This is a genomic window from Nesterenkonia sp. E16_10 (assembly GCF_017347085.1).
Taxonomy (GTDB): Bacteria; Actinomycetota; Actinomycetes; order Actinomycetales; family Micrococcaceae; genus Nesterenkonia.
Genome location: NZ_JADPSA010000022.1, coordinates 214,918 through 227,433, shown reverse-complemented (window position 1 = coordinate 227,433; position 12,516 = coordinate 214,918). Strand labels below are relative to the sequence as shown.

The 12,516-nt window shown below is 69.3% G+C and carries 10 protein-coding genes; 6 read left to right on the top strand and 4 right to left on the bottom strand.

The genetic code is table 11. From position 1 onward, the window contains the following. Positions 1–123: 123 nt before the first annotated feature. Positions 124–1,569 (bottom strand): xylulokinase, encoded by a 1,446-nt coding sequence (xylB, locus tag I2487_RS07330; RefSeq protein ID WP_207171273.1) that lies wholly within the window; start codon positions 1,567–1,569, stop codon positions 124–126. A gap of 239 nt (positions 1,570–1,808) precedes the next feature. Then, positions 1,809–2,990 (bottom strand): xylose isomerase, encoded by a 1,182-nt coding sequence (xylA, locus tag I2487_RS07325; RefSeq protein WP_133725684.1) that lies wholly within the window; start codon positions 2,988–2,990, stop codon positions 1,809–1,811. Positions 2,991–3,105: 115 nt separating this feature from the next. Between xylA and I2487_RS07320 the strand changes: the two genes are divergently transcribed. Continuing rightward, on the top strand, positions 3,106–4,485 hold the full coding sequence (locus tag I2487_RS07320) for an ROK family protein (protein ID WP_207171274.1): 1,380 nt from the start codon (positions 3,106–3,108) through the stop codon (positions 4,483–4,485). Between the two features lie 6 nt (positions 4,486–4,491). Here I2487_RS07320 and I2487_RS07315 read toward each other — a convergent pair whose 3' ends face one another. Continuing rightward, complete coding sequence (locus I2487_RS07315) at positions 4,492–5,730, bottom strand: aldose epimerase family protein (RefSeq protein WP_207171275.1); 1,239 nt, start codon at positions 5,728–5,730, stop codon at positions 4,492–4,494. 243 nt (positions 5,731–5,973) lie between these two features. Here I2487_RS07315 and I2487_RS07310 point away from each other — a divergent pair, with 243 nt between their 5' ends. Continuing rightward, positions 5,974–6,837, top strand: a complete 864-nt coding sequence (locus I2487_RS07310) for an HAD family hydrolase (RefSeq protein ID WP_518523706.1) — start codon at positions 5,974–5,976, stop codon at positions 6,835–6,837. 171 nt (positions 6,838–7,008) lie between these two features. On the opposite strand, the gene I2487_RS07305 is transcribed toward I2487_RS07310, so the two are convergent. Then, entirely contained in the window at positions 7,009–8,724 is a 1,716-nt protein-coding gene (locus I2487_RS07305) for a carbon starvation CstA family protein (protein ID WP_207171276.1), read from the bottom strand. 137 nt (positions 8,725–8,861) lie between these two features. Here I2487_RS07305 and I2487_RS07300 point away from each other — a divergent pair, with 137 nt between their 5' ends. From I2487_RS07300 to I2487_RS07285, 4 genes are all read left to right on the top strand, one after another. Continuing rightward, positions 8,862–9,587 carry a GNAT family N-acetyltransferase gene (locus tag I2487_RS07300; RefSeq protein ID WP_207171277.1) on the top strand — a complete coding sequence of 242 codons (726 nt, stop codon included), beginning with the start codon at positions 8,862–8,864 and terminating at the stop codon, positions 9,585–9,587. After that, entirely contained in the window at positions 9,580–10,764 is a 1,185-nt protein-coding gene (locus I2487_RS07295; protein ID WP_207171278.1) for a DNA glycosylase AlkZ-like family protein, read from the top strand. Before I2487_RS07300 ends, I2487_RS07295 begins: the two co-directional genes overlap by 8 nt. Positions 10,765–10,943: 179 nt before the next feature. Continuing rightward, entirely contained in the window at positions 10,944–11,423 is a 480-nt protein-coding gene (locus I2487_RS07290; protein ID WP_058888177.1) for an inorganic diphosphatase, read from the top strand. Positions 11,424–11,619: 196 nt separating this feature from the next. After that, positions 11,620–12,450 carry an oxidoreductase gene (locus I2487_RS07285; RefSeq protein WP_207171279.1) on the top strand — a complete coding sequence of 277 codons (831 nt, stop codon included), beginning with the start codon at positions 11,620–11,622 and terminating at the stop codon, positions 12,448–12,450. Positions 12,451–12,516 lie beyond the last annotated feature (66 nt).

Below are 12,516 nucleotides of genomic sequence, written 5' to 3'. Positions count from 1 at the left end.
GCGAGAACACCACCCTGGGCGGGGTGGATCACAGACAGTGTGCCATGGCTCCGTGATTCAGGCCAGAGTGTGATCACGCCCTGGCCCGATCACGCCCGGGCCTGATCACACCCGGGCAGCGCCTCAGTGCTTCTCGGCGATCAGGGCGCGACGGGCCGCGTAGGCCTGGCGGACCTCCGGGGTCGGGGTGCCGGTGATGGTCTGGGTCTCCACGGTGGACCAGGCCGGCGGCTGGGCCGCGCCGGAGAGCACCCAGGCGGCCTGACGTGCGGCGCCGTCGGCCACGTACTCGCCCGGTGCCGGGACGCTGACCTCGCGGCCCAAGATCGACGGGGCGATCTGCTGCACGGCGGCGGAGCGGGCGGCGCCGCCGATCAGCGTGATGGATTCCACCGGGACGCCCTGGGAGGTCATCGCCTCCAGGCCGTCGGCGAGGCCGCAGAGCAGACCCTCCACGGCCGCACGGGCCACGTCCTGCGGGTTCATCGAGGCCAGGGTCAGGCCGATGAAAGAGCCGGTGGCGTGGGGAAGGTTCGGGGTGCGCTCGCCCTCGAGATAGGGCACCAGCGTCAGCCCGTTCGCACCGGGCGCAGCGGCCAGCGCGAGGTCTGCCAGACCGGCATGGTCCACCCCGAGCATCTTCGCGGCGCCGTCGAGGACCCGGGATCCGTTGAGGGTCACCGCAAGCGGGAGGAACTCGCCGGTGGCGTCGGCGAATCCGGTGACCATGCCCGAAGGGTCCTGGATCGGCTTCGGCGAGACCGCGGAGACCACCCCGGAGGTTCCGATGGAGATCGCCACGTCGCCGGTGCGCATGCCCAGCCCCAGGGCAGCGGCGGCGTTGTCTCCGGCGCCGGGGCCCAGGAGCAGGTGCGCCCAGTCGCGGGCCGCGTCACCGGTGCCCACCTGCTCCTGCGGGCCGGCGACCCGGGGCAGGATGATCGCCCGAGCGGCATCCTCGCTGATCCGCAGCGCGCGGGCCAGAAGATCGTAGCGGTAGCTGCCGGTGGCGGCGTCGAAGTAGCCGGTGCCGGAGGCGTCGGAACGGTCGGTGGCCAGATCGCTGAGCTCGGTGGAGCCTGAGAGCTTCCAGGTCAGCCAGTCGTGGGGGAGTGCGACGGCGGCCACGCGGCCGGCGTTCTCCGGTTCGGCATCAGCGAGCCAGCGCAGCTTGGTCACGGTCAGGGAGGCCACCGGCACCGACCCGGTCATCGAGGTCCAGGCCGCCGCGCCCTCGGCCCCGCCGCCGTATTCGGCGATCAGCTCGGCGGCGGCGTCGGCGGAGCGGGTGTCGTTCCAGAGCAGCGCGTCACGGATGACCTCGCCCGCGGAGTCCAGGGCAACCATGCCGTGCTGCTGCCCGCCCACCGAGGCGGCCGCGACGTCGGCGAGCCCGCCGGCGGCCGCGATGGCGTCCAGCAGGGCGTCCCACCAGGCGGCCGGGGCGACCTCGGTCCCCTCAGGGTGCTTCGCGGAGCCGGTGCGCACCAGCTCACCGGTGTGCGCGTCACGGATGACGACCTTGCAGGACTGGGTGGAGGAGTCGATACCTGCGACCAGAGTGGGCATGCAGTGTCCTTTCGTGACACCCGCCCGGGCACTCCGCCCGGTCAGGGCGGCTGTGGAGACCGGCGGGAGGAGCTGGCGGGATGGTCGGTGACGTCGTGTCGAGGATCTCACAGCCGTGGCCGGCCGCCCCAGTGTCCTGGTGCGACCGGCCACGCGGTGAGATGCAGATGAGGCTCAGTTCAGATGAGGCTAGGCAGAACCGCTGAGGCTCAGCCGAGGCTCGGCAGAACCGTTGAGGCTCAGCCGATCAGGTGCTTCATGGCCAGCTGGTTGAGGTTCACGAAGCCGTAGTTGCGCTCGGCCGCCTTGTCCACGTCGAAGTTCTCGTAGGTGGAGGTGTCGGCCAGGAAGTCGGTGAGCGATTCGCCGGCGGCCAGGGTGGTCTCGCCGAGCTCGTAGACCCCGGAGGCCTTCAGGGCGGCCTGGACCTCGGGGTCCGCGCGGAATGCCTTGGACTTGTCCGCGAGCATGGTGACCATCTCGACGTTGGCCTTCGCTGAGTCCCAGATGCCCTGGACGTAGTCGGTGCGGGAGGGCTTGTAGTCGAAGTGCATCCAGCCGTCGTAGCTGGGGCCGCCGCCGGGGAAGCCGTTGACCAGCAGGTCGATGGTGAAGAACGCCGAGGCCAGCTCGCCGTGGCCGAAGACCAGGTCCTGGTCGTACTTGATCGAGCGCTGACCGTTGAGGTCGATGTGGAAGAGCTTGCCGGCCCACAGCGCCTGGGCGATGCCGTGGGTGAAGTTCAGTCCGGCCATCTGCTCGTGGCCGGTCTCCGGGTTCAGTCCGACGATGTCGCCGTGCTCGAGCTGGGCGATGAAGCCCAGCGCGTGGCCGATGGTGGGCAGGAAGATGTCGCCGCGCGGCTCGTTGGGCTTGGGCTCCAGCGCGATGCGCAGGTCATAGCCCTTGTCCTTGATGTAGCTGGCGATGGTGTCCACGCCCTCGGCGTAGCGCTCGTGGGCGGCGAAGAGGTCCTTGGAACCGTCATACTCGGCGCCTTCACGCCCGCCCCACATCACGAAGGTCTCGGCGCCGAACTCGGCGGCGCGGTCGACGTTGCGCAGCAGCTTGCGCAGTCCGAAGCGGCGCACGGAGCGATCGTTCGAGGTGAGCCCGCCGTCCTTGAAGACCGGGTGGGAGAAGGTGTTGGTGGTGACCATCTCGACCTTCAGGCCGACCTCATCGGCGACCTCCTTGAAGCGGGTGAAGTACTTCTCCCGCGCGGAGTCATCGGTGCCGAAGGGGGCGACGTCGTCGTCGTGGAAGGTGACACCGGACGCGCCGGCCTCCTTCAGCTTCGGAAGGTACTCCCAGGGCTCGAACTCGGGGCGGGAGGCCGACCCGAACTGGTCCTGCGCGGTCCATCCGACGGTCCAGAGACCGAAGGAGAGCTTGTAGTCAGATGCTGGCGTCGATGCCATGGGGGCCTCCTGCAAGGAAAAGGTATGGTTCCGGGGTGCACCGGGAAGGCTGTGACCCGGCACTCATTTTGTTTCTAGATGTAACCTAAATCCTAATGGGGCTAAGATCAAGTCCGTGACCCAAGACACTACCCGCCGGACCGCAGGACCCAGGCCCAGCACCGCGTTCGGCGTGACCTCGCGCGGCTCGCTGGCCCGGCTGGGCCGCAGCTCCGGAGACGACCATGGCGACTTCTCCCGCGCCCCGCGCGCGGAGGGCGGCCCGAGTGACCAGTCCTCGCGTCCCGGTGCCCGTCAGGAGTCCCTGCGCGAGTCGAACCTGTTGCTGCTCACCGAGGAGATCTTCTCCGCCGTGGAGCCGCTCTCCCGGGCCGACCTGGCGACGCGCACCGGGATGACCCGTTCCACGGTCTCCCGGCTGGTCGATGACCTGCTCGCCGCCGGGATCATCCGGGAGGGCTCCCCGGCCGTGGGAGGCGGCTCCCGTGGCCGCCCCGCCGTGCCGCTGCACCCGGCGCGGGCGACCCTGGCCGGGCTCGGCGTGGAGATCAGCGTGGACTTCATGGCCGCGCGTGCCCTGGACCTGACCGGAGAGACCCTGGCCGAGGAGATCATCGACGGCGACTTCCGCGGCTCGGATCCTTCCGCGGTGCTGCCCCAGGCCGGGGCGATGGCGCTGCGCGTGGCCCAGCAGGCCACCGCCCGCGGGGCGCGCGTGGTGGGCACCGTCCTGGCGCTGCCCGGTCTGATCGGCGCCGACGAGCACTCGCTGGTGCTGGCCCCGAACCTCGGCTGGCGCGGCGTGGACGCCGTGCCGCTGCTGGTGGGGGAGCACCGTGATGCCTTCGGCGGATTCATCCACGCCGCGAACGAGGCCAAGCTGGCCGCGCTCGCGGTGGCGCAGGAGCTCGCGGCGGCGGATCAGCAGGAGCAGACCTTCCTCTACGTCTCGGCGCAGATGGGCATCGGCGCCGCCGTGGTCATCGAATCAGTGGTCGACGTCGGACAGCACGGATGGGCCGGGGAGATCGGGCACATCTCGGTGGAGCCCGAGGGCCCGCAGTGTGGCTGCGGGGCGCTGGGCTGCCTGGAGACCTACGCCGGGAAGCGATCGCTGCTCGCGGCCGCCGGGATGGAACGCACCGCCACCGCCCAAGACCTGGTGGAGCTCAGTCAGCGCGAGGACGAGGCCGGCCGGATCGCCTGCGAGGCGATCGACCGCGCCGGATGGGCGCTCGGCGTGGCCTTGGCCGGGGCGATGAACCTGCTCGACGTCCACGACATCGTGCTCGGCGGGGTCTACGGTCCACTGGCGGACATGCTGCGGCCCCGGATCGAGAAGGAGCTCAACTCCCGGGTGCTCTCGGCACAGTGGAGCACCTTCCGGGTGCGCACCGCCTCGTCCCAGGCGGCGCCGGCCGCCACCGGCGGAGCGCTGCGCGCGATGCGATGCGTGGTGGACGCCCCGCTGCAGTGGATCCCGCAGCCCGGGTGAACCGGCTCAGCCGGCGCGGATCGCTTCGATGCTGTAGCCCATGCGGAACCATTTCCCGGGTTCCAGGTGGATCAGGTCCTCGCCGCTGTTGAGTGCATTCGGCGGGCAGGTCATCGGTTCCACGGCGATGCCGGCCCGGTCGATCCGCTCACCGGTGTAGACCTGGACCCAGGGCGAATCGGCGATCATGCGCACCACGAACCCCGAAGGGCCGTGGATGAGTTCCGCCGTCCAGCCCTCCTCGGGAAGGTCGGTGAAGGCGTGATCGATGGTGCGCCCGGACAGCAGCGGACCGTGGGTGAGATCGAAGTCCTGAGCCACCGTCTTGCGACCGGTCACGGTGCCGTCGGACTTCGTCTTGAGCAGGGTCCGTGCGGGAAGCCGCAGTCGGCATTCCCGCAGCGAGGCCCCGCCGGCCGTCAGGTACGGATGGAAGCCGGCGCCGAAGGGCGCGGTCTGCGGAACCGGGGCGGGGGATGGATCGGTGTCAGTCGCCTCGGGCGCCGTGGACGAATCGGTCTCGGTGGACGCGCCCTCGGGCCCCTCGTCCTCTGTGCCCTCGTCCTCGGTCGCCTCGGCTTCTGTGTCCTCGCCCTCGGCGTCCTCGGACACCTCGGCTTCTGTGTCCGCGCCCTCGGCCTCGGCTGCCTCACCGTCGGGCGCTTCTGACTCGGTCCGGTCTGTGTCGGCGTCCTGGTTGCCCGCGTCATCCGGCGTTTGAAGGTCCGCGACTTCGAGGCCTTCGGCAGGCTCGAGGGTGTCCTCGGACTCGGCCAGCGGGGCATCCTGGTCCGGAGCGGCATCTTCGGCCAGCTCCTCGGGGCGGTAGCGCGCCATCAGCGTCGCGGCGAGGCCGAGGTCGGCGGAGACTCGGTAGGTCAGGGCGATGTCCAGGCCGAAGGGGTACCCCTCCGAGCTCTCGAGCCAGCCCGCCAGCTGCACCTCGGACTCCTTCTGCGAGACCACGCGCAGCGGAAGGTCGATGAGCAGTCCGTGCAGCGCGGCACCGGTGGCCTCTTCGTTGACCGGGAGCAGATGCTCCACCCCGTTGAAGGTGTAGCGGCCGCCCTTGGTCCGGTTGGGCCAGGGCGCGAGCACGGCCCCGGCGAAGGCGCCCTCCGTCTTGGCGGCGGGCACGATGAGCTCGTCCTCCTGATGTGTGAGGTTCAGCAGCTGACCGCCGAGAAGGCTGATCTGCGCCGCGTATCCGCCGCCGGTGATGGATACCGAGTTCGTCGCGTCCATTTGTGGTGCCTCCTACGAAGGTCGCAGACCTCCGCGTTCCCTTGGCACTGCCCCACCCGGCTGAGGACCAGGCGGACGGCGGCAGTGAAACGTGAAGTTACATGTGGGGCAACAGTACCCAAAAGGCCATAGTTCGGCCTATTCGTGCCGAACCAGGGGGTGCGACGGTGTGAGACTGATCGATGAGGCATAATGACCGGTTACCCCTTCTGAGCGAGTGTGATGACAATGAATACATCGGCAATGACAACTTCTGAAGAGTTCTCGATCCCGCCGGCCGGCGCGGGCGGCAGCTTCTCCCATACGCCTGGGAAGAAGATGGTCTGCCTCGACGTGGACGGCACGATCGTCTTCCATGACGGGCGGATGTCCGAGGCCGTGAAGCAGGCCGGTCGCGCCCTGGTGGCCGAGGGTCACACGGTCGTGGTCTCCACCGGGCGGTCGCTGCCGGCCACGCTTCCGGTGGTCGAGACCTTCGGCATCGAGCAGGGCTACGCGGTGTGCAGCAACGGTGGAGTCACCGTGCGGATCGATGTGTCTCTGGAAGACGGCTACGAGGTCCTGGACCGGAGGGTCTTCGATCCCGCCCCCGCGCTCGACGCGCTGATGGACCGGCTGCCGAACGCGCGCTACGCCATCGAGACCTCCGTCGGGGACTTCCTCTCCACCGAGCGTTTCGAAGACATGTCCTTCGGCCTCGATGCCCGTGGCGTGAGCTTCCAGGAGATGAAGGAGGCCGAGGCGGTCCGCCTGGTGGTCAACTCCACCGAGTCCACCGCCGAGGAATTCGCCACCGCGGTGCAGAGCATCGGACTCCATGGAGTCACCTACTCGGTGGGCTGGTCGGCCTGGCTGGACATCGCCGCCGCCGGCGTCACCAAGGGATCCTCCCTCGAAGCGCTGCGCGAACGGCTTGCGGTGCCCGCCGAGGACACCGTGGCCGTCGGAGACGGACGCAACGACATCGAGATGCTCGGCTGGGCGGCTCGCGGAGTGGCCATGGGGCAGGCGCCCCAGGAGGTCATCGACGTCGCCGACGAGCTCACCGCCCCGGTGGAGGAAGACGGCCTGGTGCCTGTGCTGCGGAGCCTCCTGGAACAGGACTGACGCCTGGGGTCACGCCTCTGCACGCCCGAGCCCCTGGCACCTCTGCGCCAGGGCTGGGCATATCGCCAGAAACGCATCGAGTGGGCGATCCGAGCGGATCCAGCGGGCATTCTGGCCCGAAGAATCACTCAGATCGCCCACTCGATGAGGATGGGGTGCTCGACCGCTGGCTCAGCGCAGGGGCAGCTTCTCCTCTGCGGTGAGCGCGACGTCGTCCTCGGGCTCTTTCTCTCCGCTCCAGGCCCGCTTCATGGACATGATGCACTCCGCCAGGACCCAGATCGCGGCGAAGATGATCACCACGTTGATGGAGAACAGCAGCCACTCGCCCTCGTTGAAGAAGCTGAAGACCTGGACCACCGCCGCCCAGGAGCTCATCACGAGCACGAACGCCATCGGGATCAGCACCGGCAGGAACGGGCGCTTCTTGCGCATCAGCATCACCACGATGATGCCCATGGTCAGCGAGGCCAGCAGCTGGTTGGTGGTGCCGAACAGCGGCCAGATCAGCATGCCGCCGGAGCCGTCGGCGCCCTGTGAGAAGGTCAGGCCGCCGCCGACGAGGATCACGACGACCGTCGCAGCGATGACGCCGATCCGGATCTTGGCCAGCTCGCCGATCTCTTGGACCACGAAGCGCATGAGGCGCACGCCGGTATCCATGGTGGTCGCGGCGAAGAGCACCGCCATGGTCGCCAGGATGGTGGCCGAGAGGTCCACCGGAATGCCGAGGCCGGCGTTGACGATGGCGCCGCCGCCCTCGACGAAGTTCCCGACCGGGTTGTCGTTGAAGGTGGCGTAGACCTCTTCCCACTGGGCGAGCGTCTGGAACCCGGCGGTGGTGGCGATGATCGCGCCCAGTGCCAGCAGTCCCTCACCGACGGCGCCGAAGTAGCCCACGAACCGGGCATCGGTCTCTCGATCGAGCTGCTTGGAGGTGGTGCCGCTGGCCACGGTGCCGTGGAACCCGGAGATCGCGCCGCAGGCGATGGTCACGAAGAGCAGCGGAATCATCGAGGGCGTGCCCTCCGGGATGTTCGTGTTGATCGCCGGTGCCACGATGGTCGGGGTGGCGAACATGGTGGCGCCGTAGAGGATGCCCAGACCGATGAACAGCTGCACACCGTTGATGTAGTCACGCGGCTGCAGCAGGACCCATACCGGCAGCAGCGAGGCGATGCCGGCGTAGAGGAAGAGCACGATGATCCAGACGCCGTTGGGCGCGAGACCGAAGGTGCTCTCCGGCAGCTCGATCGGATACGAGTTGCCCAGGATGATCAGCCCGTAGAGGGCGATGACGCCGACCGCGGTCACGGCCAGCAGGTTCCAGCGGAATCGGTAGATCGCCTGGCCCACGGCCAGGGCGACGATCAGCGCGCCCCAGGTGGGAATGACGGCGCCCGGCTGTGCGACCAGCAGGTTCGAGATCACCACGGCGAAGGCGGTGACCACCATCAGCAGCAGCAGGAAGACCACGACCAGGAACAGGTTGCGGCCGCGGGCGCTGATGTAGCGGCCCGAGAGCGTGCCGATCGACTGCCCCCGGTTGCGCTGTGAGGCCCAGAGCGCGCCCAGATCATGCATGCCCGCGATGAACACGGTGCCGATGGTGACCCAGAGGAACGCCGGCAGCCAGCCCCAGATCACGGCGACGGCCGGGCCCACGATCGGTGCGGCGCCGGCCACCGAGGTGAAGTGGTGGCCCCAGAGCACGTAGCGGTTGGTGGGGACGTAGTCCACGCCGTCGTTGAACTGGTGTGCAGGCGTCTTGAACTCAGCGTTGAGCTTGTAGACCTTCTTCGCGAGGAACCGCGAATATAGGAAATAGCCGCTCAGCATCATGGCGATGCCGATCACGGCGATGACCAGAGAATTGACCCCGTCCATCGTGTCCTCCTCATTGAGGGGCGCCTGCGCGCGGGCAGGCGCCGGTTACGGTGCGATTGATGTGATGCCAGACATAGTACGCGTCAACGTGTGAGCGGGGACACTGCTCGATCGCGCGCCGAGGTTAGGATCGTGGGATGTCTGAGCCCAGCGAGTCCCCGGTGACCCCCGCGACAACCCTGGAGGAGCTCTGGCCGCCCTTCGGTCTGCGCATCGCCTCCCCTCGGTTGGAGCTGCGGGTCGTGCGCGAGACCGACTTCCCCGCCTACGCTGACGCCGCGGCCTCCGGGGTCACGCAGACCAGCAGGAACCCCTTCCGCTTCGCCTGGAACGAGAAGCGCCCGGAGGAGCTGGTCAAGTCCTCGCTGCCGTTCCTGTGGTCCACCCGCTCCGCGATCGGCCCGGATCACTGGCACCTGGCACTCGGGGTCTTCCTCAAGCATCCGGCCGGCTCCGGGAGCCCCGAGGGAACAGCCCCCGGGGAGCTGATCGGGATGCAGGACTGCTATGCCCATGACTGGTCGATCCTGCGCACGATCAGCTCCGGAAGCTGGCTCCGCGCGGACCGGCAGGGTCAGGGTCTGGGCACCGAGGCCCGGGCCGCGATGCTGCTCTGGGCCTTTGATCACTTCGGCGCCGAATACGCCGAATCCGGGGCCTACACCTGGAACGAACGCTCCCGGCGGGTCTCCGAATCCCTGGGCTACTTCACCTCCGGCACCCGGCGGGTCCCCGACGCCCACGGAGTCGAGCCTGAATGGGAGCACCTGTTCCGGCTCCCGAAGAACGACCTGCTCCGCCCGCCCTTCCAGGTCCAGGTCTCCGGCAATGCAGAGCTCAGGACGTTCTTCGGCCATGACTGAGCCCGCGCTGCCGGTGAGCACCGACTGGGTGCGCGCCGTCGTCACAGCTGCCCAGCACATCCCCGCCCCCGCCGGCCCCGGGTCCTACGCCGATGCGGCCGAGGTGCTGCGCGGCATCGGACTGATCCAGCTGGACCCGCTCACCCGGGTCTCCACCGCCCAGCGGCTCACCACGCTGACCCGTCTGCCGCGCAGCGCCCGGGCCGAGGAGATCGACTCCTCGCTCTGGCCCGCAGGAGCCCCGCTGCATGGGACACCGGTCTCCTTCGAGGCCTTCACCAAGGTGGCCTGCCTGTTCCCGATCGAGGACTGGCCGCTGCTGCAGCTGCGCCGCGAACGTGTCCGCGAGACCTACGCGCAGCGCCTGGATCCGCGGATGCGCGCGCAGATCCGTGAGGTGGTCGCCGCCGCGCAGAACGGCATCCAGATCGGCGGGATCGAAGCCGCGATGGGCGCCACGCGCACCACCGGCTGGAACTGGTCGGAGATCAAGCACGCCGCAGAGCTGATGGTTCGCACCGGGGAGCTCGTGATCACCGCGCGCAACGGCATCATCCGGCTCTTCGACCTGCCCGAACGCGCGCTGCCCGCCCCGATCCTGGAGGCCGCCCAGCTGCCGCCGGAGCAGCTGCGCGGAGACCTCGCCCGCCGCGCCGCCGGCACGCTGGCGGTGATGACCGTGGCCGACTTCGCCCACCACTACCACCTCTCCACCGCCGACGCCGCTCGCGGGATCGAGCTGGCCGGACTCACGGCGCTGCAGGTCCCCGGGTGGAAGGACCTCGGCTACTGTCGTCCGGGGCTGCCCGAGCAGGCTGCGGCTGCGGCCGGCACCGCCCCGGCGGCACAGTCCCGGCTCATCGGCCCCTTCGACCCGTTGCTGCGCGACCGCGGCCGGGCGCGGCGGATCTTCGACTTCGACTACACCTTCGAGGCCTATGTGCCCAGGGACAAGCGGCGCTACGGCCACTATGTGATGGCGGTGCTCTCCGGCACCGAACTGGTCGGCAGGGTGGATCTCCAGCGCGTGGGCCCGGTGCTGCAGATCAACCGGGTCTTCCCCGAGCCCGGACACAGCACCCGTTCCGTCACCGCTCGCCTCCGCGCCGGGGCCAGGACGCTGAGCACCCAGCTCGGCACCGAGATGCAGATCCTGGGCAGCGGCGAGCAGTCGTGACCGTGTGCCACGCGGATCCATCGCCGTGTGTCACGCGGATCCATCACCGTGTGCGACGAGGACCGGCGACCGGGCGCAATGTGTACGCTTGGCCGTGGAAGCGGACGCGCGGGCCCCAGGGCCCCGACGCGGCCGCGCAGCAGTGCTCTTGACGCTCAACACTAGGAGAACCCGTGACCCTGACCCACGACGTCACCATCGAAATCCCCGAAGGCTCACGCGTGAAGTACGAGATCGATCACGAGACCCACCGTCTCCGGCTCGACCGCGTGCTCTTCACCCCCATGCAGTACCCCACCCACTACGGGTACTTCGATGACACCCTCGGTGAGGACGGCGACCCGCTGGACGCGATGGTCTGGATCCCAGGCGTGGACCTGGTCCCCGGCGTCGTCGTGGAGTCCCGCCCCGTGGGCGTGCTGAACATGACCGACGACGGCGGCGGCGACGCCAAGCTGCTCTGCGTGCCCAAGGACAAGCGCTTTGATCACATCCAGGAGCTCGAGGATGTGGACCAGTGGACGCGCCAGGAGATCGAGCACTTCTTCACCCGCTATAAGGACCTCGAGCCCGGCAAGTGGGTCAAGATCGAGGGCTGGGCCGGCCGCGCCGAGGCCGAGGCCGAGCTGACCCGCTCCATCGAGCGCTTCAAGGGCTGATCCAGCTCCACTTCTCATCGAGTGGGCGTTCTGCGGGGCTCTCCCACCGTTCTGGACCGGGAATCCGCCGCAGAACGCCCACTCGATGTGTGCCCGCGGCGCTCGCGCGCCCGCCCGCGCCCGACCCGCCCGCGCCCGACCTGCTCACCCTGTGCGCTCGCAGACCACGCCGCCACTTCACGCAAAGGCCTTCCGCATGACCTCCCCACAGCCCGTCGCCCTGGTCACCGGAGCCTCCTCCGGGATCGGCGCCGCGACCGCGCGCAGGCTCGCCGCCGCCGGGTACCACGTCTACGGCGCCGCGCGCCGAGCTGAACGACTCGAGGAGCTGCGCGGCGACGGCGTCGTGCCGCTGGTGCTGGATCTGCTCGACGAGGGTTCGTTGAACACCGCGCTCAAGCAGATTCGCGAGGACACCGGACGCCTCGACCTGCTGGTCAACAACGCCGGCTATGGCGCCTTCGGAGCCGTGGAGGACGTCCCGATCGAGGAGGCTCGCCGCCAGTTCGAGGTCAACCTCTTCGGCCTGGCCCGACTGGTGCAGCTGAGTCTGCCGATGATGCGCTCCCACGGCACCGGCACCATCATCAACGTCTCCTCCGTGGCAGGACGGGTCGCCGGACCGATGGGCGGCTGGTACCACGCCACGAAGTTCGCGCTGGAGGGTTTCAGCGACTCGCTGCGCCAGGAGGTGGCCCCCTTCGGGGTTCGCGTGGTCGTGGTCCAGCCCGGCGCGATCAAGACCGAGTGGGGCGCCAATGCGCTCCTCGCGGCGCGCACCGCCTCCGGAGAGGGGCATTATGCGCACCGGGTCGAGCGCCTGGCCCGCGGCATCCTCAACCCCGAGGGCGTGCAACGCCGCGCCTCCGGGCCCGATCTGATCGCTCGGGTCATCGAGCGCGCCGCGCGCTCCTCACGTCCTCGCACCCGCTACGCGCAGGGCCACCTGGCCTGGGCCGGACTCTTCGGCCGCCGGATGCTCAGCGACAGGCTGCTGGACCAGATCACCGGACGGGTGATGGGCTGAGTCTCCAGCTGCGGGGCCTCGGCTGGCGAGACGCTCACGCGGCCGCTGTTGTTGTGGTGTGATGGA